The 20,035-nt window shown below is 57.1% G+C and carries 15 protein-coding genes and 3 pseudogenes; 4 read left to right on the top strand and 14 right to left on the bottom strand.

Annotated features, from left to right (window positions below; genetic code table 11):
- The first annotated feature begins 13 nt into the window (after window positions 1-13).
- Window positions 14-985, top strand: coding sequence for a WD40/YVTN/BNR-like repeat-containing protein (locus tag QMK54_RS11550; protein ID WP_223596770.1), 972 nt, complete (start codon window positions 14-16; stop codon window positions 983-985).
- Window positions 986-1,360: 375 nt separating this feature from the next.
- Here QMK54_RS11550 and QMK54_RS11545 read toward each other — a convergent pair whose 3' ends face one another.
- Window positions 1,361-1,999: an aminotransferase class III-fold pyridoxal phosphate-dependent enzyme gene (locus tag QMK54_RS11545; protein ID WP_320402520.1), complete on the bottom strand. Its 639-nt coding sequence runs from the start codon at window positions 1,997-1,999 to the stop codon at window positions 1,361-1,363.
- Between the two features lie 201 nt (window positions 2,000-2,200).
- Here QMK54_RS11545 and QMK54_RS11540 point away from each other — a divergent pair.
- Window positions 2,201-3,007, top strand: a pseudogene (locus QMK54_RS11540) (substrate-binding domain-containing protein); the annotation flags it as partial.
- Between the two features lie 284 nt (window positions 3,008-3,291).
- Here the strand turns inward: QMK54_RS11540 and QMK54_RS11535 are convergent.
- From QMK54_RS11535 to QMK54_RS11525, 3 genes and pseudogenes are all read right to left on the bottom strand, one after another.
- Window positions 3,292-4,704: an aldehyde dehydrogenase family protein gene (locus QMK54_RS11535; protein WP_223596758.1), complete on the bottom strand. Its 1,413-nt coding sequence runs from the start codon at window positions 4,702-4,704 to the stop codon at window positions 3,292-3,294.
- Between the two features lie 4 nt (window positions 4,705-4,708).
- Window positions 4,709-5,758 carry a homoserine dehydrogenase gene (locus QMK54_RS11530; protein ID WP_223596756.1) on the bottom strand — a complete coding sequence of 350 codons (1,050 nt, stop codon included), beginning with the start codon at window positions 5,756-5,758 and terminating at the stop codon, window positions 4,709-4,711.
- Between the two features lie 132 nt (window positions 5,759-5,890).
- Window positions 5,891-5,968 (bottom strand): annotated as a pseudogene (locus tag QMK54_RS11525) (YqgE/AlgH family protein); the annotation flags it as partial.
- A gap of 387 nt (window positions 5,969-6,355) precedes the next feature.
- On the opposite strand from QMK54_RS11525, the gene QMK54_RS11520 reads away from it, so the two are divergent.
- Entirely contained in the window at window positions 6,356-6,718 is a 363-nt protein-coding gene (locus tag QMK54_RS11520) for a DUF6124 family protein (RefSeq protein WP_320402519.1), read from the top strand.
- Window positions 6,719-7,057: 339 nt separating this feature from the next.
- Here the strand turns inward: QMK54_RS11520 and QMK54_RS11515 are convergent, their stop codons facing one another.
- From QMK54_RS11515 to QMK54_RS31195, 6 genes are all read right to left on the bottom strand, one after another.
- Entirely contained in the window at window positions 7,058-7,495 is a 438-nt protein-coding gene (locus QMK54_RS11515) for an Lrp/AsnC family transcriptional regulator (RefSeq protein ID WP_071483361.1), read from the bottom strand.
- A gap of 22 nt (window positions 7,496-7,517) precedes the next feature.
- The gene (thrC, locus tag QMK54_RS11510; protein WP_320402518.1) at window positions 7,518-8,897 is read right to left on the bottom strand and encodes a threonine synthase; all 1,380 of its coding nucleotides are present in this window, start codon (window positions 8,895-8,897) and stop codon (window positions 7,518-7,520) included.
- A gap of 16 nt (window positions 8,898-8,913) precedes the next feature.
- Entirely contained in the window at window positions 8,914-9,804 is an 891-nt protein-coding gene (locus QMK54_RS11505) for a LysR substrate-binding domain-containing protein (protein WP_320402517.1), read from the bottom strand.
- A gap of 60 nt (window positions 9,805-9,864) precedes the next feature.
- On the bottom strand, window positions 9,865-11,295 hold the full coding sequence (locus tag QMK54_RS11500) for an amino acid permease (protein WP_223596748.1): 1,431 nt from the start codon (window positions 11,293-11,295) through the stop codon (window positions 9,865-9,867).
- 150 nt (window positions 11,296-11,445) lie between these two features.
- The gene (locus tag QMK54_RS11495) at window positions 11,446-12,723 is read right to left on the bottom strand and encodes a cystathionine gamma-synthase family protein (protein ID WP_223596746.1); all 1,278 of its coding nucleotides are present in this window, start codon (window positions 12,721-12,723) and stop codon (window positions 11,446-11,448) included.
- A 118-nt stretch (window positions 12,724-12,841) separates the two neighbouring features.
- Window positions 12,842-13,090 carry a hypothetical protein gene (locus QMK54_RS31195; protein WP_413787361.1) on the bottom strand — a complete coding sequence of 83 codons (249 nt, stop codon included), beginning with the start codon at window positions 13,088-13,090 and terminating at the stop codon, window positions 12,842-12,844.
- Window positions 13,091-14,614: 1,524 nt separating this feature from the next.
- On the opposite strand from QMK54_RS31195, the pseudogene QMK54_RS11485 reads away from it, so the two are divergent.
- Window positions 14,615-15,116, top strand: a pseudogene (locus QMK54_RS11485) (integrase arm-type DNA-binding domain-containing protein); the annotation flags it as partial.
- A 130-nt stretch (window positions 15,117-15,246) separates the two neighbouring features.
- On the opposite strand, the gene QMK54_RS11480 reads toward QMK54_RS11485, so the two are convergent.
- The 4 genes from QMK54_RS11480 to QMK54_RS11465 form a co-directional block, all read right to left on the bottom strand.
- Window positions 15,247-16,383: an ABC transporter substrate-binding protein gene (locus QMK54_RS11480; RefSeq protein ID WP_320402516.1), complete on the bottom strand. Its 1,137-nt coding sequence runs from the start codon at window positions 16,381-16,383 to the stop codon at window positions 15,247-15,249.
- A 68-nt stretch (window positions 16,384-16,451) separates the two neighbouring features.
- Window positions 16,452-17,216 (bottom strand): ABC transporter ATP-binding protein, encoded by a 765-nt coding sequence (locus QMK54_RS11475; protein ID WP_320402515.1) that lies wholly within the window; start codon window positions 17,214-17,216, stop codon window positions 16,452-16,454.
- A complete protein-coding gene (locus QMK54_RS11470) occupies window positions 17,213-18,979 on the bottom strand; it encodes a branched-chain amino acid ABC transporter ATP-binding protein/permease (protein WP_320402514.1) in 1,767 nt (588 codons plus the stop codon). The genes QMK54_RS11475 and QMK54_RS11470 overlap by 4 nt, the downstream gene beginning before the upstream one ends.
- Window positions 18,979-20,016 carry a branched-chain amino acid ABC transporter permease gene (locus QMK54_RS11465; protein WP_320402513.1) on the bottom strand — a complete coding sequence of 346 codons (1,038 nt, stop codon included), beginning with the start codon at window positions 20,014-20,016 and terminating at the stop codon, window positions 18,979-18,981. Before QMK54_RS11465 ends, QMK54_RS11470 begins: the two co-directional genes overlap by 1 nt.
- Between the last annotated feature and the right edge of the window lie 19 nt (window positions 20,017-20,035).

Here is a 20,035-nt window from a genome sequence, read left to right as displayed (position 1 = left end):
TGGAGGACACGAAATGCCCAAGAGAGACTTCACTCCCGTGCGTTTGCTGCTGGTTTGCGCCTTGCTGGCAGGCGCCAACATGGTCCTCTACAGCCGTGCCGCTGAACGGACTCCCGCCATGCGCCAAACCCAAGCACAACACGCCCCGCTGGTGGCGGTGAGCCAGGCCGGTGAGCGCCTGGTCGCGGTGGGCGATTATGGCGTCGTGGCGCTCTCCGACGGGGGGCAGGACTGGCGGCAAGCCAGGGTGGTTCCTGTCGATACGCTGCTGACCGCGGTTAGTTTCGCCGACGCGCAAAATGGATGGGCGGTCGGTCATGGCGGCGTGCTGTTGCACACCAGCGATGCGGGCGAGAACTGGACTCTGCAGCAGCGCCTGGAAGACAAACCCGTACTGCTTTCCGTCTGGTTCGAGAACACCCGCCATGGCATAGTCACCGGCGCCTATGGCTACGCCAGCGAGACCCAGGATGGTGGTCAGAGCTGGCAACGCCTGAGCCTGGGTGCGAACGATGATGACTATCACCTCAATCACATCTTCTGCGCACCGGATGGCAGCCTGTTCATCGCCGCGGAGGGCGGCAACGCGTACCGCTCGCGCGACAACGGTGTGACATGGGAGACGTTGCATACCGGCGTCAGTGGCTCGTTATGGAGCGGCATCACATTGCGCGACGGCCGCGTGCTACTGGCTGGCATGAGCGGGCGGGTGCTGGTCAGCGAAGACCGCGGCGATTCTTGGCGCGAGTTGGACATCGGCAGCCAGGAGGCGATCACCGCCGTGATCCAGTTGGCCGATGGCCGCGTGGTGGTAGTTGGTAATGGTGGGCTGGTGAGCGTCGCGGATGCTGACCTAAAGCATTTCAGTACCGCGATACGTGAAGACCGCTTGAACCTTTCTGCGCTGCTGGCTGTGGATGACGATCAATTGACATTGTTCAGTCCACAGGGTGTGTTGCATCAGCGGCTGTCATCGCGGCAATGAGTGGCTCAGGCCGACCCAGTGCCTGTACAGAACGCGGCCATTTGCCTTGCGGTGATCCTCCTTTTTCATACATCTTGAAAGCCTCCAAAATTTTACTCTGGATTTTTCCAAGCTAGTACTTACTTGAGTTCCAGCGATGTTCTGCTCTACGAGAGTCCAGTAACGTCCACCAAGAGCTGACGTTTTTGTGGGGAGAAAAGTAGGGTGAATCAATTTCATGGCCAAAATCACCATGATCACTCGACGCTCCCTTCTCGCCACCGTGCCAGTCTATTGCACCTTGACACTAATCGCTCCACGCCTGATAGCAGCGGGTATGAAGCTGCTGGACAGAGGACTCCGCATTCCGGCTCTGCCTGTAGTGAGTGGCGTTAACTACTGTGCAGTGTGTTCGAGGTACCAGTGCTGTGTCGCATCCAAAGAAGCCGCAAAAACTCCAAGGATTTCATTGATATCCTTCTCCGTTGAGATCAACGGAGGACAGAATGCCAATGCATCTCCCATGACTCGGTTGATCATTCCACGTTCCTGGGTCTGAGAGGACAGATACCGCCCGAGTCTGCCAACAGCCTGAAAAGGCTCTTTTGTGTGCCGGTCGGCTACCAACTCAACGGCAGCAATCAACCCCACACCACGAACCTCACCAACCATTGGATGATCAGCAAACTGCTGAAGCCCCTTGCGAAGGATAATCCCCATTTCAGCAGCATGCTGAACCAGGCCCTCCTCTTCGATAATTGTAAGATTCTCCAGGGCGACTGCAGTAGCTAGCGGGTGCCCGCTACCAGTGAAGCCATGCCCTAAGGTGCCAATCGAATGGCTCTGGTCGGCAATGTCTTGGTAAACAGCGTCGTTGATTAATATGGCTGCAATGGGCTGATAGGAGGACGACAGCTGTTTGGATAGCCATTCTTTCTGAAGGGCAGCAATCGGCCAATAGCGCCGGTAACGCGTGACAGAAATGAACCCAAAAACCGTCCTCAACTCACTTATCAAGCCGGGACTAAAGCCCACGGGGAAAACTCCAACCTTGGTATCAGCTGAAGATTCCACCCAGAGCCAGTCGTTTTGTAGGGGGAAAAACGACCAAAAATAAAAAAGGGGTCGCTAGATAAAATCTCGCAACCCCTTGAATTATATGGTCGGGACGGAGTGATTCGAACACTCGACCCCTAGCACCCCATCTCCTTTTTCATACTTCTTGAAAGCTTTGAAACCATCGGTGTGTTCGCGCTGGACACCGCGACCACACCGTTCGCCGTCGAGTTGCTGCTGTCCATCGAACAGACTGCGCAGCAAGCCAGCTGGAATGTGTTCATCCTTAACCTGTTGAGCAACCCGCCCACCGACCAGAACATCGACCTGATGTTGTCGCACCGCCCCGACGGGTTGATCTTCAGCGCCATGGGGTTTCGCCAGGTATGCATTCCCGAGCGCTTGAAAAGCAAACCCCTGGTACTCGCCAATTGCCTGGCCGATGACAGTCACCTGGTCAGTTATGTGCCAGACGACGAAGCGGGGCAGTATCGAGCCGTACATCACGCGTTGAGCCAGGGCTATCGGCGCCCTCTGTGTATCAATCTGCCAAAACAGAGTCTGGCCTGGAACCTGCGACAAAAAGGTCTGCAACGTGCCTGTCAGGCATTCGGACTGTTGCCTGACGCACACCTGCAATACGACCTTTCCGATCATGACGCCTATGGTGAAACCGCAGCCATCCTCGACCGGCACATCATTGAGGGTCGTCCCCAATTCGACATTCTGATCTGTGGCAACGACCGCATTGCCTTTTGTACCTATCAGCTATTGTTGGGCCGTGGCCTGAAAATGCCCGACGATGTCGCCGTGCTCGGCTACGACAAAATGATCGGCATTGCTGAGCTGTTCATCCCGCCGCTGACCACGGTGCAACTGCCGTACTACGAGATCGGTCGCAAGGCTGCCCGGCACCTGATCGAGACCCTCGACGTATCGGGAGCCCAGCCAGTTGATTGTCCATTGGTGGTCAGGGCATCGCTATAAAATTCAGTTAATTCGGTGATAGCGCGCCCGCTTGCTTTCGATTTGCCACTGGCCTGTCACCGACCGCTTAAGCCCAAAGGGTCAGTCACGACATGCACAAAACGGCCAGAAGTCGTCATTCTTCAAATCTCACCGCCCCTCAGATCGCAACAGACGCTTTCTTGGCGATTATCAGCGCAGTGGAAATATCCAACTTCTCCTTTCTCCCCATTCAGCAAAACGCATTGGGCCGGTGACCAAACCGACCCAATGCCATACGAGCTGATCCATTTACCGCGAATCGACTAACCCAACGTGTTAAGGCACACCACCTTGGGTTGGGTCATTTCCTCGTAGGCAAAACGCACCCCTTCCCGGCCCAGGCTACCGTACTTGGAACCGCCAAACGGCATCGCATCGAAGCGGTAGTCGGAAGAGTCGTTGATCATCACTCCCCCGGCTTCGATCCTCCGTGCGGCGCTCATCGCGGTTGCCAGATCATTGGTGAAGATCCCGGCATGCAGGCTGTATTCGGGCTCATTGGCCAACGCGATGGCTTCATCGAAGGTTTCGAAAAGCTGCAATACCACCACCGGAGCGAAGACTTCATTGCGCCAGAGTCGACTGGCGTGATCGACGTTTTCCAGCACGGTGGCGGCGTAGCACGATCCTGCACGCCGATGGCCGCAGAGCAACGTGGCGCCTTCTTGCAAGGCCTCGTTGACCACTTGCTCGGCATTCTGCGCGGCTTGCGCAGTAATCATGGGGCCGATATCGGTATCGGCCAGCAATGGATCGCCGACCACAAGCGCACGCGCCTGGCTGACGAATTGCTCTCGGAACGCTTCATAAACAGACGCCTGAATCAGCAAGCGCTGAGTGCCTACGCAGTTCTGCCCCGCTGCCCAAAAGGCTCCGGACACGCAACTCTCGACAGCGGCCTCAAGGTCGCAGTCGCCCATGACGATTACCGGCGCATTGCCGCCCAGGTCCATGGCCAGTTTCTTCAACCCGGCCGTGCGGGCGATCTGCTCTGCGGTGACGAAACCGCCGGTGAAGGAAATCATCCGCACCTCACGGGCGGCGACCAACGCCTTGCCCAGTTCCGCGCCGCCGGTGGCAACTGTAACCACTGATTCAGGCAAGCCTGCCGCGACCAGATAAGACACCAGTTTAATGGCCGACAATGGCGCGAGCTCAGAGGGTTTGAGAATCACCGCGTTACCGCCCGCAATGGCCGGACCGAGTTTGTGCGCCACCAGGTTCAACGGATCGTTGTACGGCGTGATCGCAACGATCAGCCCCAGAGGTTCACGGGAAAACCAGCCCTGACGCGATTCGGAGCCTTCATAAGCGTCGAAAGGCACCACTTCCCCGGCATTGCGCCTGGCCTCCTCGGCCGACAGCTTGAGGGTGTTGACGCAACGCTTGACCTCCTTTTCCGCCTGTTTGAGGGTCTTCCCGGCCTCGTCGACGATCAGCCTGGCAAACACACCGGCATCATGTTCGATGTTGATTGCGGCTTGCTCAAGAATGCGAGCCCGACGATGACGCGCCAACGCGGCGCACGCCAGTGCGCCACTGCGTCCCGTCTCCAACAACTGCGGAACTTGCGACGCACAGACATTCGTTACGCTGCCAATGACGGAACCGTCATAGGCGTTAAAGACTTCAATGGGCGGCTCCACGATATCCAGAACCAGACGCGATAGTTTCACAGGCTTACTCCTGGTTGCGTGCAATGGATTGATGGATGCTGATGATGTCCGAGAGCAGCGCAAACGCTGTTTCCGTGCGCCCGGCTCCCGGCCCCGAAACCGTCACCGCACCGAGCAGTTCGGAGGTAAACGACACCGCGTTCGTTGCGCCGCCAACACTGGCCAGCGGATGGTTGTTGTTCAACAGCCGCGGTTCGACACTGGCACTTATCGAGCCATCGGCATGACGCATCGCCGACCCGATCAGCTTCCAGCGAGCGCCGTCCTGCCGGGCTTTTTCGATGTCGCCAAGGCTGAGGGAGGAAATGCCACTGCACGTGACGTCGCTGACCGTCAGCTTCGCGTCCAGCAGTTCATTCGCCAGGATCACCACCTTGAGGCGTACATCATGACCCTCGACATCCGCCGTCGGGTCGGCTTCGGCGTAACCCAGCTCCTGAGCCTTGCTGACGGCCTCGGCAAACCCCAGGCCACCTTCCATGCTGGTCAGCACGAAGTTGGACGTGCCGTTGAGAATTCCTTCAAAACCGACAATGGAGCTGCCGGCCAGCGCCTGCCTGGCCAGGCGAATCACCGGCGTGCCGCTCATGACCGAGCCTTCGTATTCAAAGGCGACATGCTTGCGTCGAGCCAGTGCCTTGAGCTCGGCGCCGTGCAAAGCGATCGGGCCCTTGTTGGTGGTGACGACATGTTGGCCGCCCTCCAGCGCCCAACGGCAGAACGAAGTCGCCGGTTCACCGTCCACTGGGTTGGTAAACGTGGCTTCAACAATAATGTCCGCGCCGCAATCCTTGATCACCGCTTCATTGAGGGCTGTGACGTCGCCACCCGACAGTTGCGCCAATGCACCTTTGACTGCCGGCAATTGGGCGAGCACATTGGCGTCCAGCCCTTCGCGGCCAATCACCGAACCGAGAAACAAGTCAGTCACACCGACGATTTTCAGGGTGAAACCCAGTTCTGTTTTCCACTGTTCGTTACGTTCGGCAATCAGCTGAGCCAATGCCCGGTTAACACCGCCAAAGCCAACCAACGCCAATTTGTATTCAGTCATTTTGTTATGCCCTTGATCCGGGAGATGGGTTGTTGGGCACTAGGTTAGGGCTGGGCCCAGGGCAGTGAAATAGGTCAATTTGCTCTATTTTATGGGCGTTTTGACCAGTGCCCGGTCAAAGCTTCAGGATCGGGTAGGAGCGAGCTTGCTCGCGAAAAACCGAAGAGCGCCGCGGGGTGTCAGACTTGCAGCGTTATCGTTGGCGACCATCGCGAGCGAGCTCGCTCCTACAGGTTTTGGGCCTATAGATAGGGCCTGTTTAACGCCTGTCAGTGTTACTCGATGAAAGCTACAACGCCTTGCGTCGTTGCCTACAGGTACGCCAGAATCCGCCGGCTTGTGCGCCTTGGGGCCGCTCGGTAACTTGATTCGCGTCACTGATTCCCAGTGATCGGGTTTAGCAGCCCGTGGTGATTTGAAACGCATTTGCACTCCAGACAGTCAGGTCATTTCATGCCTGCACTTCATGGTAGCTGTGCGCAGGGCGCCTTCGGGCGCGCCGGTTTCAGGTCTCCCCGGTCTGCTAACCTGCGCACAGCTGCCACCCTTCGTTTAGCAGCGACTCGGTGACGGCTCCAAATTGTTGGAGACTGAAATATGTTCAAGGTCACACCAAACCCGCCAGACGCCGATCCCGCCTCGCCCTACGAAAGCCCCGATTCAAAAAAACTCAACGAGGCCGCCGAGCGTGCCCTCGCTTACCACTTCCCCTCAACCGCCGACATCAAAGCCACCCCTAGAACAATCAGCACGCTGTTTACCGTCGCCCCTGAAGTCACGACTGAAACCCTGATGGTCTATCTGGTCGAGACCCTGGCTTCGGTCGATGTGATGGTGCATCAACTGGTGGATCATCTGGAGGGTGGTGACCGCAATGCCTTGCTGGGCATTTCCAACAGCGTGATGCTCGCCGAAATCACCGCGAACCGCGTGCTCGATCAAATCGAACCGATCGCATAAACCCGCAATACCACATACCCCTGTGGGAGCGAGCTTGGTCCGGGCGGCGTTCCGACGATGAGGCCCTGTCATCCAACATCTCTATTGACTGTCACGCCGCCATCGCGAGCAAGCTCGCTCCCACAGGGATTGTGGCCGGCCGTGGGATTGGCGGTCACTGAAGATCAAAACTGTAGGAGCGAGCCTGCTCGCGATAGCGGTGGGGATATGGTTGCTTTTGCCCTGGCAACATTGGGATGAAACGGGCCTTTCTGGCCCGTTTTCCATTACGTGCGCCATGCCTGGCGCACAAATAAAAAAAGCCAACACAGGTTGGCTTTCAGCGGTACGAAAAATGGGCTATACGACAGACGACAGCACGAAGGAGGTCACGGTGTTTTCTACTCCAGGCAACGCGGCAATTTCAGTCCAGACCTTGTGCACCCGCTGCGGGCTCGCAGCGCCCACCCGCAGCATCAGGTCGAACTCGCCGCTCATGACATCGCACTGGATGACCTCCGGAATGGCCCGCAGCGCTTGCAACACTTCCGTCCCCCGCATCCGGTCGTAGCGGTAAACGAAAATCACCGCGTTGATGTTCGACGTCGCTTGTCGCCCCTCCCCCGTGCGTACCGTATATCCCTGTATTACACCGTCGCGTTCAAGTCTTTCTATGCGCTGGCGCACCGCATTGCGTGACAGATTGACCTTGGCCGCCAGTTCGGCGTGTGCAGCCCTGGCATTGAGCTGTAGTTGCGCGATGATCAGTTCATCTAGAGGGTCCAGAATTCGCTTCACTTGGCCTCCTGTTGTCGCGCTTTCAAAGCGCGCCGAGCAGCTCATGGATGGTGTCGAGATCGTCCGGTTGAATCCGGTAAACCTGCGCCTGTCCTTGCGTCGGGACCTCAGGTTGCAACTCCGCCACACTGATGCCCAACTCGCCAAGCAGTGCCGCCGACTTGACCGGTGAGATTTCCCCCAGGGTCACCATTGGCGCCACCAGGCTTCGCCGATACAACCGGGCGGCCAGCACACCAGTGGCCGTGTGCGGGTCGATGACGTATCCCGTGTCGCGATACAGCGAGGTGATTTCCGTCAGCGTCTGCTCATCACTGACCGCGTAGGAGTCGATGATCATCCGCGCCTGCAACCAGAACTCGTTGGCGATGACCATCTCACCGCTGGACTCGAACCCCTCCATCAGGGCACACACCGCCTGGCCGTCACGTCCGTAGAGTTCCCAAAGGAACCGTTCCAGATTGGAAAAGATCGACAGGTCCATGGCAGGCGAAAGCGTCTTGTTGGCTCGTGACCGGCTGTAGTGGTTCTTCTGAAACAACTGATGCAACGCGTCATTCTGGTTGGTCGCAACAATCATCTGGGTGATCGGCAGGCCCATTTTTTGCGCGATGTAGCCTGCATATACCTCGGCAAAGCTCGCCGCCGGTACGCTGAAACCGATCGGACGCTGGCCACCTCCCAGTTGCAACACAGCGTGGAAGTAAAACACCAGTTGCGCTAACACACTGACCCAGTTACTCGAGTTGAAACTGATCACCTCGTACTGCGCATACGGCCATTGTCGGAACAACTGGGTGACGATGGTCTGGCACTCGTCGAAGCTGCCGTTGACTGCAAACTGATGAACCCTTGGGTGCGCCGCTGCGTGCAGATGCTGGAGTTGGTCCAGGGGGACACCCTTCGCTGGGTAAAACACCACCACGCAGGTGTCCTCGCAGTGCTTGAACGCCTCGATGGCCGCCAGCCCGGTATCGCCGTTGGTGGCACCGATCACCACCCCGCGACGCCCGCGCTTACGCAGAAAATACGACACCAGCCGTGCCTGCAACTGCGCGGCAAAATCCTTCGAGGAGCGAGTCGGCCCGTGGAACAACTCCAGCACCCACTCGTTACGATCGACCTGATGCAAAGGTGCCAGGGAGCGATGGCTGAATTGACTGCCAGCCTCTTTGAGCATGCGCTTGAGGTCTGTCTCGGGGATCGCCTCCCCCACAAACGGACTGATCACCCTGAAGGCCAGTTCGTCATAGGGCAAGGTCGACCAGTTGGCGATGTCCTGCGATTCAAACAGCGGCAGCTCGAGCGGTACGAACAGCCCACCGTCCTCGGCAATGCCAGACAATACGACCTGTTCGAAGTCGACCTGCACGGCCGAATTTCGGGTACTCACATAACGCATGGTTGGCTCCGGCCATTCATTTGAAACGATGTGCCTGCTCGACCAGCCAGGTGGAAAACATCACCGCGTCGGGGTGCTGATCGGCCCCGGAACCGCGCACAAGGTAAAAAGACTCGCTGGCTTCGATACGCTGGGTAAAGGGTTCGACTAACCGTCCATCCTGAAGCATCTCCTCCACCATCGAGGACCGCGCCAGGGCGATCCCCTGCCCTAACTCGGCCATGCGCAAAGTGGAAATCAATGTGTCGAACTGCATGCCGGTCGAGGAGTCGACGGTGTCCGCACCGACCATGTTCAACCAGTAACCCCAACCCTCTTCGTAACCCAGAACATGCAACAGCGGATGGTGCGACACGTCCACAGGGACCGTCAGCGGCGACCTCGCCATCAGGTCCGGCGAGCAGACCGGGAACAACGTGTCCCAGGTCAGGCGCTGCGACACCAGGCCGGGCCATTGACCATGGCCCCAGCGAATCTCCATGTCATCCTCACCGTCCAGTTCCTTGACCCAGATATTGCTGATGTAGCGGATATCGACATGCGGATGCGCCTGGCTAAATCCCGCCAGCTTGGGCGCCAGCCAATGCACGAAGAACGCCAGGCTGCCACGCACCTTGATCGGTCGACGCTTGTGCTGACCAAAAATTTCGTTGGTCCCCACTGCCAGCCGCGTGATCGCATCCTGCACCACCGGCAGATACGCCTGGCCTTCCTCGGTCAGTCCCAGACCTCGGGGCAAGCGTTTGAACAGTGCTACCCCAAGATGGCTTTCCAGTTGGCGGATCTGCTGACTGACTGCCCCCTGGGTCAAAAACAGCTCTTCGGCAGCATGGGTGAAGTTCAAACAGCGGGCAGACACCTCGAATGCCCGCAGCCAGTTCAATGGGGGTAGCGTCTTTTGCTTCATGGCTTGAACCTCTAGGACGCCCCCTCCACCGAGCACGCTTGCCCATCCCGTCGACGCGGACTAGAACGCATCGGACGGTTGTGCCAAGGGGGCAACCGACAAGCGTCGCTCGCGGCTTTTGCGGGTAATGTAATACACGAAATAGCACCAGGCGATGAAGGGCAAACCGAAGTACAACGCCACTCGCTGCTCCGGATCGAAGGCAATCCCGACACACGCCAGACTGCAGCAGACCAGCGCTCCCAACGGCACCCATGGATAACCCCGGACACGGAATTTCAAGTCGCGGATGTCACCGCCGTTGGCCACATAGTGACGGCGGAAAGCAATCTGGCTCGCAGCGATGCTCATCCAGACCACCACCACCGCCAATCCGGAGATCGACACCAGCGCCAGATAGATGGTGTCGGCGGCAAACACACTGCTGAGCAACGAGGCAGCCCCACCCGCCATGCTGATAATAATCGCGTTGAGCGGCGTGCCCATACGCGTCAGTGCCGAGAATCGCTTGGGCAGGTGACCCTGGTCACTCAGTGTCCAGATCATCCGTGACGCGGCATACAAACCGGAGTTGGCGGCCGACAGCAAGGCACTGATGATCACGAAGTTCATGATGTCTGCCGAATAGGGAATCCCGATGTAAGTGAACACCGTGACGAATGGACTCTCTACCAGGCCGGCCTGCTCTCGGGGCAATAGCGTCGCCAGGACAAAAATGGTCCCTACGAAAAAGATCGCCAGGCGCAGCACCGTCGTGCGAATGGCACGCGGCACGTTGCGTTGCGGATCCTTGGTTTCCCCAGCGGCAATACCGATCAACTCAGTGCCGGAGAATGCAAAAGACACCGCCAACAACGTCATGGCTATCGGCATGACTCCGGTAGGGAAAAGTCCTTCGCGAGTGAAGTTGCTCAACCCGATACTGTGGCCCTGATCGATGTGCAGCAGACCGAGAATCGCGCCACCGCCGATCATCAGAAACACGATGACGGTCACCACTTTAACCAGAGACAACCAGAACTCGGTTTCAGCGAACAAACGCACCGAAATCACATTGGTCAGAAACACTAGACCTGCAAACAACGCACTCCAGATCCATACCGGTGTATCCGGGAACCAACGCGCCATCAAGATACCGGCGGCGGTGAATTCAGAACCGATGGCCACCGTCCAGGTCAGCCAATACAGCCAAGCGACGGTATACCCGGTACCAGGCCCCAGAAAGCGGGTGGCATAAGTACTGAACGAACCGGTTTCCGGCATCTGTACCGCCAGTTCGCCCAGGCACATCATCACCATGTAAACCATGAGAGCGCCGATGATGTAAGCGATCACCGCGCCCAAGGGACCGGCCTGGTTAACCGTATACCCGGACGTGAGAAACAGTCCGGTACCGATAACGCCGCCTAATGCCAACATGACAATATGCCGTGTTTGCATTTCCTGTTTAAAACCGGAACGCGAGTGAAGTTGTTCTTCTTTTATGGACATGGTTGTTCTCATGAAAGTTATTAGGGCACGAATTAACGTCTGCGATGACTGACTGGGCAGAGAAAAAACAGATCGCCACTAAGTTTTATTATTATTCCACTTCATGAACGCCCCACTCACATCCTTGCAGTGAGGTTTAACGCTAACGCTTCAGCTTGCGACTTCGGCGCAACTTTCATTGATTGAAAGCTGCGTGTTTGATTGTGCGGGCTCGTTGCCCGCCCCCCTGACAAATGCGAACGCCTGTTTCAGGTCGTCGAGCAGATCGTCGGTGTCTTCGATGCCGACAGAGATCCGCACCAGCCCTTCGGAAATACCCAGGGCCAGGCGTTCCTCCAGCGTGTTCTCGACATGGCTGGTGGTGCGGGCCGGACCGTAGATGGTTTCCACCGCACCGAGATTACCCGCGCAGTGGGCGAATCGCAGTCGTGGCAAGAGCACCTTGACCGTGTCCATGCCGCCCGCCACAACAAAGCTGACAATTGCACCGAAGCCGGACATTTGCGCGCACGCCACCGCATGATTCGGATGGCCGGGCAAACCGGGATAATTGACCGATTCCACCAAGGGCTCGACGCAGAGGTACTCGGCCAGTGCGCGGGCACTGCGTTGCTGCTGACGCATGCGCAGCACCAGGGTTTTCATGCCGCGAATGATCATGTAGGCGGAGAACGGATCGAGCGTCGCTCCGTTGATTTCCCGGTAATGACGCACCTTGGCCATCAGTGATTCACTACCGCACACCAGGCCGCCAAGCACGTCGCCGTGGCCGCTGAGAAACTTGGTGGCACTGTGAATGACCACGTCCACACCCAGCGCCAGCGGGTTCTGATTCAATGGCGTGGCGAAGGTGTTATCCGCCACTACAATGGCACCGACGCGCTTGGCCGCAGCCACCAGACGCTCGATATCGAGTATTTTCAGCGTCGGGTTGGTTGGCGTTTCCAGATACACCAATTCGCAACCTTTGGCGATTTCGCGTTCGATTTCTTCGTGATCGAACGTCTCGCACAACGTCACGTTCACACCGGTACGCGGCAGGAACTCTTCGAAAATCTTGTTGGTGCCGCCATAGCTGTCCTTGGTCGAGACCACCCGATCGCCATAGGCCAGGAAGGTGTAAAGCACACTGCTGATCGCCGCCATCCCGCTGCTGAAAGCCACGGCCGATTCGGCCAGTTCCAACTCGCGAATCTTTGCCTCGAGGGTCTCGACTGTCGGATTGCTCATGCGGCTGTAAATAAAGCCGGGCGCCTTGCCCAACGCAACGTCATACCAGACGTCGATGTCGTCATAACCATAGGCGGCACTGACCACGATGGGCGTTTGAGTGGCGTTGTAGGGATGCCTGACCTGCTCTCCACCCCAAACTGCACGGGTTCCCGCACCCGCATTAACAAACCCTGCGTTGTCTGGTTTTTTATTCATAAAGACTACTCGCACTGAGGGTGGCGAATGTTGAGTCACTCACCGGATCTGGTGGCCAATATAGTGAAATGCAGCGCCGCCGAGAAACGATGTTATCGGTGCCAAAGGGCTGCTTTTTTTAATGGCTGTGATTGCGTGGAGCCAGGTCAATTGCAGCCTTTCGCCACAAGGCGGAGTACAGCGGCTGGAGCGAAACGATCTCTTTCACCGCCTGCGCCTGCTTAAGTTGAGCGCCATCGAAATTCGATAAACCGATAAACCGATAAACCGATAAACCGATAAACCGATAAACCGATAAACCGATAACGTGAGTTTTTCCTTGATCGCGCGCGACTGCCAAAAACCCCAGCATCAACTGCGAGTGCAAAGTTTTCCCATGTCGATATCAGGCACGGAGGCGGCGCGATCAGTTAACTGAATTGTCGGATACGCCGGGTATGTCCGCGACCTCGACGGCAATAAATTGGCCGTTTATTGCTTTAAACCAGCCTAACCGCTGACTTTGCTTCTTGAGAAGTCTCCAGATTGAATCGCCTCTGGTTTTCAGAGTCATCTGAGATGACTTCTCTTCGCTGGTTATGGTGCTGGCGTGTGTGGTAGCCACCAGAAAGCTAAATAGTCAACTGTGGCTTTACTATTAATTCCTATTTTTGGCGCCTGAGTCCATGAGGGTAAATACTATCTGGATGGATGATCCAAATGATGGCTGGGGAACCGGACAGCCTGTGAGAAGCCTTGCCGAATGCCCCTCAGAGACGCGTATCACCTGACCTGGGCGCCTTTAAACTCTCCAGTGCCGCTGCATAAAAGTTGGAGAAGACTGCCTGACGAGCCGTCAACTAGGTCCATCCCTGCCCTCCATCGCCAAACTTCCTGCGGGGGACATTGTGTGAGTTAGCAGCAATTTGGCACCGACCAGGACCTTGCAAGAGATTCCGAGCTGACCGCTAGAAGCCGCGGCCGACGGATCTTTCGAGGGTTCAGCGGCACTCAATCGGTGCCATCTACCTGCAAAATGGTTTGTCACCAAAACAGCAAGAAGTCGGGTGAATTTGCGGTCTGTTTGGCACTGCGGTTTGTGCCCAAAAACGTCGAAGTTGGAGGTATCAGTCAGGCTCTCGGACGCGATGGTTTGATTCCAAATCGGCCCTTGGGCCTTGTGATCAAAGGGTCTTCAGGAGGCCCACAGCCCGTCAGCAATCAATTCGAATTGATGCGCCTTCCCCGCGCTCTGTTCCGTTTCCCTAGCGCACAATCGGAAGTCCGACTTTCGCTGCTTCCGTTTGTCTTCAAAGGCACGGCCCGCATGACGTACAGCCGGTTTCGCTGATTTGGGATGGTGACCTTTAAGAACGAAGAATCGGAACTGAGCTTCCAGGGTTTCGCGCCGCGGAGCAGGTGAGGAAAAACGCCCTAATCGCCCGGAAACAGGGCGTTTGGCAAGGCTATCTGACATGCGAAAAAACTGAGAAAGGAAGAGAAATATCAGACAGGATTGGTGCCAAAGGCAGCGCAAAAAAGGGCCAAAAACGGCGCGAACTCACACATTGGCACACAGAAATCTTGCGTCCATCTCCTCCGAAAGAGGTGAGGATTCCACCGAGAGCCAGTCGTTTTGTAGGGGGAAAAACGACCAAAAATAAAAAAGGGGTCGCTAGATAAAATCTCGCAACCCCTTGAATTATATGGTCGGGACGGAGTGATTCGAACACTCGACCCCTAGCACCCCATCTCCTTTTTCATACTTCTTGAAAGATTCCAAAATTTTACTCTGGATTTTTCTAAGCTAGTATTTACTTGAGCTCCAGCGGTGTTCTGCTCTACAAGAGTCCAGTAACGTCCATCAAGAGCCGACGTTTTTGTGGGGGGAAAAGTAGGGGGAGTCTGTTTTATGGCCAAAACTACCATCAAAGAAACTCGAGTCGCTGACCGCCAACGATGCCGGCCGCATCCTCCGGGAAGATGGCAATCTCGCAGGTCGAATTTCCCTGCGTAAGGACGGCGTGTCGGTCAGCTTTTTCTATCGCTATCGGTGGGGCGACCAGAATAAAGAATACGCCTGCGGGTCCTGGCCACGCAAATCCCTGACGGACATCCGCAAGGCCCGCAACCAGGCACGGGCACTCATTGATGAGCAGATCAATCCCAACGAGCACAAGAAAACCGCCAAGGCACAGGCATACGCCGCGGCTAACGTAGAGGCCGAACAAGTAAAAACGACGAAGGTGCAAACACTGACGGTCCAAGATTTGGCGAAGGCCTGGCTGTTGGATGGCGTGGCGCGTAAAGATGGCAATGCTGAATTGCAACGACGCTTTAACAAGGACCTATTCCCGGCACTGGGCAGGACAGCAGTGAACAGTGTGTCCGAACACGATGTTCGAGCGCTGATCGGAGGCAACTGCGTGAGACGCTTGCCAAACATGGCGCTACAAACTGGCGCCCAGACACAATGCCCGATGGAGTGCATCAGGCATTGTGGTGGAACAGGTGCATACCTGTTTCAGGACTAGATAAATGTCTTTATTGAGGACCGTCCAGTAGAACCCATTGCTGGTTTTGCACGCTGACAAGCGCACGGGCGCGTTCATCGTGCCCGAAGTGGTCAGTTGGGCTTAAGTTGTAAACTCCATGGGTGCCGGCAACGTTGTCGGTTTTTTCAAGCTGATCACGCAAGCTTTGACGGAACTCGGGGCTTCCGGGCTGGGCGGCTTGCAGTGCACCCGGAACTGCGGCTTCCAGCAGGCGCATGGCGTCATACAAATAGGCGCCAAAAGGAGAAAGGCTATTGGGACCAAACTGTGCTTCATAGCTTTGGGCGTATTGGCTCGCGATAGCCTTGGAGGGATGATTGGCCGGTAACTTGTCCCACACCACTACCGGACCGACGGGCAGGATGGCCCCATCGAGGGTTTTGCCCCCGATCCGCAGGAAGGCGCTATTGGCAGCGCCATGAGTGTGGTAAATCGCGCCCTTGTAGCCGAGCCTGCGCAGTTCGGTATGGGGCAGCGCAGCAGGAGCGCCGGCAGCACCGATCAGCACTGCGTCAGGTCGTATGCCGATCACTTTCAACGCCTGGCCACTGACAGAGGAGTCAGTACGGTTGAAACGCTCATCGCGCACCAGTGTGATACCGGCTGCGGGAGCCAGTTCGCCGAGGGCCTTGAACCAGTCCTCACCCCAGACGTCGTTGAAGCCGATGTAGCCCAGTGTTTTTACGCCGTTGTGCTGCATGTGCTCGATGAGCGCCTTGGCCATGAGGGTATTGGTTTGAGCGATCGTGAAGATCCAGCGATTTTCGTTGTTTGGCGGGACGTAAGGAGCAAGGGCGATCTGCGCTGTGCTGCTTTCCTTGGCGACTTGGGCGACCGCCGAGGAGGTTGGCACCGTGGTGGAACCGATCAGCAGGTCAACCGCATTTTCGCTCACCAGTTTGCGAGCGTTTTTGGTGGCCGCGGTACTGTCGCTACCGTCGTCAAGGACGATGTAATTAACGGTTTGACCGGCGATCTGTTTGGGCAGTAGTTGCACGGTGTTACGTTCTGGAATGCCCAGAGAGGCACCGGGCCCGGTTGTCGAAAGGATGATGCCGATCGAGAGGTCGGCATGAGCGGCTGTTGTCATCGATGCAGCTAAAAACAAGGCGATGTGGCGTTTCATGGAAGCTCCAGGTGGTTTTGTTGTTGTTCTATGTGCGGGGGACTTTGATCAGCAGGTTTTTGCTTTTATCAAGAATCGACCACCTCGGTTTTTGGGGGGCCGAATGTAGTGGGTTTACGGCCGAGGTAGGTCTCAACGACTTTTGGATTCTGCGCCAGGTCTTCAGCTCGACCTTCCAGAACCAATTCGCCTAGTTCCATGACATACCCGTAGTCCGAAATCTTGAGCGCAGCTCTTGCGTTTTGCTCCACCAAGAGAATCGAAACGCCGCTGCGCCGCAGGTTCTCGATAATCGAGAACGTCTCGTTGATCACCCTCGGAGCAAGACCCAGGCTGGGTTCGTCGAGCATCAGCAATCGGGGTTTGCCCATCAATGCGCGCCCAATGGCAAGCATCTGACGCTCACCGCCGGAGAGCGTGCAGGCGGCCTGGTGCCGACGTTCATGCAGTCGCGCAAACAAACCGAACACTTCATCGAGGCTTTGGTCGTGATCCCGCAGACCGCGACGATGCCGACTGAATGCGCCCAGTCGCAGGTTGTCTTCCACGCTCATCGGGCCGAACAATTCACGGCTTTCCGGCACCAGCGCCATGCCCATGCCAACGCGTTGCGCAACGCCCTTATGGGCCAACAGGGGTTGGCCCAAGTAGCGCACTTCGCCGCTAGCGGGCAGCAAGCCCATGAGGGCTGCCATCAAGGTGGTTTTACCCGCTCCATTCGGGCCGATCAGGCTGACGATCTGGCCTTCCTCGACATGCAGGTCGAGCTTGCGCACGGCTTCGACCTTGCCATGACTGACCGACAGATTACGAACTTGCAGTAGATGGCTCATTCCACCCCTCCGAGATAAGCGGCCAGCACTGCCGGGTTGTCCTGTATTTCATCGGGGGTCCCGGCAGCAAGGCGCTGGCCGAACTCCATCACTACGACGTGGTCAGCCAGACGCATGACGAAGTCCATGTCGTGCTCCACCAACAGCACGCCCAGCCCTTCGCGGCGCAGTTGTTCGAGCAGACCGGCCAACGCTTGTTTTTCGCCATAGCGGAGACCCGCCGCGGGTTCGTCGAGGAGCAACAGCAAGGGATCGCTGCACAGGGCACGAGCGATCTCGACAATGCGCTGCTGTCCCAGAGCGAGGCTGCCAGCAGGGGCATGAATGAATTGCTCCAATCCGACGCGTTCGATTTGTCGCGCAGCTTCAGCCAGGATCCGTTTTTCCTCCTCGCGTTCTGTGTGCAGCAGTGAACGCAGCAGCCCTGCGTTTGCCCGGCTATGGGCGCCCAGCGCGACATTTTCCAGAACACTCATTTCCGGTAGCAGGCGCACGTGTTGGAAGGTACGGCTCACACCTAGCCTGGCGATTTTGCGTGGTGGGAGGCCGTCAATGCGTTGACCCAGAAACAGGATCTCTCCGGCAGTGGGAGGCAGTACCCCGGACAACAGATTGAACAATGTGGACTTGCCTGCGCCGTTCGGGCCGATCAGCGCTGTGATTTCGCCTGATTTGACCGATAGGCTCATATCCTTATTTGCGACAAGCCCGCCGAAACGCTTCACCAGGCCTTCAGCTATCAGCAGCGGGGAGCCAGCCGTGGGCGGCTGGCGCCGGGGCAATGCGGGTGCATCGGCGACGGGCAGGATGGACGGGCGAAGTGTCGGCAGGCTATTGCGCAAAAGTGGCATCAGACCGCCTCGGGCATACTGCAGTACAACAATCACCAACAGGCCGAAAAAAATCATTTCGAAGTTGTCGGCGTGCCCGAACAACAGCGGCAAAACGTCCTGCAGCGCCTGCTTGATCAAAGTCAGAAGCGCTGCGCCAACCAGCGCGCCCCATAGGCTTGCAGTGCCGCCCAGGACAATCATGAACAGGTATTCGATACCCATGTTCACCGAAAACGGTGTCGGGTTGACCACTCGTTGCATGTGCGCGTAGAGCCAGCCGGATAGCGACGCGAGCAGCGCTGCCAGCACGAATGCGATCAATTTGCTGCGTGCCGTGTCCACACCCATGGCCTCGGCCATGCCGCCCGCTTCCTTGAGGCTCCGGATGGCGCGCCCCTGACGACTGTGAAGGAGGTTGTCGAGCAGCCAGATGCTGGCGATCAGCAAGACTCCGATCAGAAGGCTGAAATCCGCTGCGCTGTCGATCCGCCAGCCAAATAAAGCGATGGTTGGCAGATCTTGAATGCCACCAAAACCTCCCAGCCCGGGCAAATTGCCAAACAGGTAATAGATTGCCAATCCCCAAGCCAGGGTGCCGATGGGCAAGTAGTGACCCGCCAGGCGCAGGGTCAACAGGCCGAGTACCAAGGCGACGACAAAGGTCGTACTCAAACCGACCAGAAGCCCTAGCCAGGGTGATAACCCCAGCGTAGTACTGAGCACAGCGGTGGCATAAGCCCCGATGCCGACGAATGCTGCCTGGCCGAACGACGTCAGGCCGCAGACCCCCGTCAACAACACCAGGCCCAATGCAACCAGACTGTACAAGCCGATGTAGTTAAACAGGCTGACATAAAAAGCCGGCAATACCTGAGGCGCGATACAGGCAACCAACAGCAGAAGAAACAGCGGTATGAGACGACGGGCCATTAGTGTTGCTCCTCAATGTTGGGGTGTTTCAGCGAGAGCCAGAGCAACACGGGTATGACCAGCGTAAAAACGATGACCTCCTTGTAAGCCGATGCCCCGAAGGTCGCGAAACTCTCCAGCAGGCCTACCAGGAAGGCACCTGCGGCGGCCAATGGATAGCTGATCAGACCGCCAATGATTGCGGCAACGAAGCCCTTGAGGCTGATGAGAAAACCGGAGTCGTAATACAACGTTGTCAGTGGGCCGATGAGGATTCCGGAAATTGCCCCAATGAAGGCTGCCAGCGCAAAAGCGCTTTGGCCGGCGAGTTGAGTGGGAATGCCCACCAGTTGCGCGCCAGTGCGATTGAATGCAGTGGCTCGCAGGGCTTTGCCATACAAACTGTGGCCAAAGAAAACGTAAAGCAGGCCGATCAACAGCAACGCACAACCAACCACCAGCAAACTTTGCAGGCTGATCGAGAGTTCACCGAGCATCAGACCGGCATCACTGTAGGCCTCAGTTCGTACCCCTTCAGCACCGAACATCCACAGGGCGGCCCCGATCAGCACGATGTGCACAGCGACCGAAATGATCAGCAGCACTAATACCGAACTTTGGGCAACGCGCTGATAGACCAGCCGGTATAGCAATGGTCCCAACGGTGTAACGATCGCCAGTGCGACAATGATTTTTATCAGTCCTGGAAGGCTTTGCAGGTCAAAAGTGCTGAGTATTACAAGCAATGCAAGTGGCAGTGCCAGGTAGCTGAGCGCGATTCGTGGCAATTGCCATGGTTGCCGCTGTTTCAATGCGATTGCACTGTCGAGCAGGCATGCCGCGATTGAGCAACCGATCAACAACCACAACGTGCCGGGCAAAAGTCCGGACTGGAGCGTGGCTAGTGTCAGGGCGCTGAAGGTCACGAACTCGCCCTGGAAAACCAGGATCGTGCGAGTAACCGAAAACACCAGAACCAGTGCCAGAGCCACCAATGCATAAATAGCGCCTGTGGTCAGCCCGTCCTGGGTAAGAAATGCCAGAATTGAAAAGTCCATGAGTGACCCTCAGTGGAAT

Source organism: Pseudomonas sp. P5_109, assembly GCF_034009455.1.
Lineage (GTDB): Bacteria > Pseudomonadota > Gammaproteobacteria > Pseudomonadales > Pseudomonadaceae > Aquipseudomonas.
Note: the sequence above shows the minus strand (reverse complement) of the source record. Positions and strands in the feature narration are given on the sequence as shown.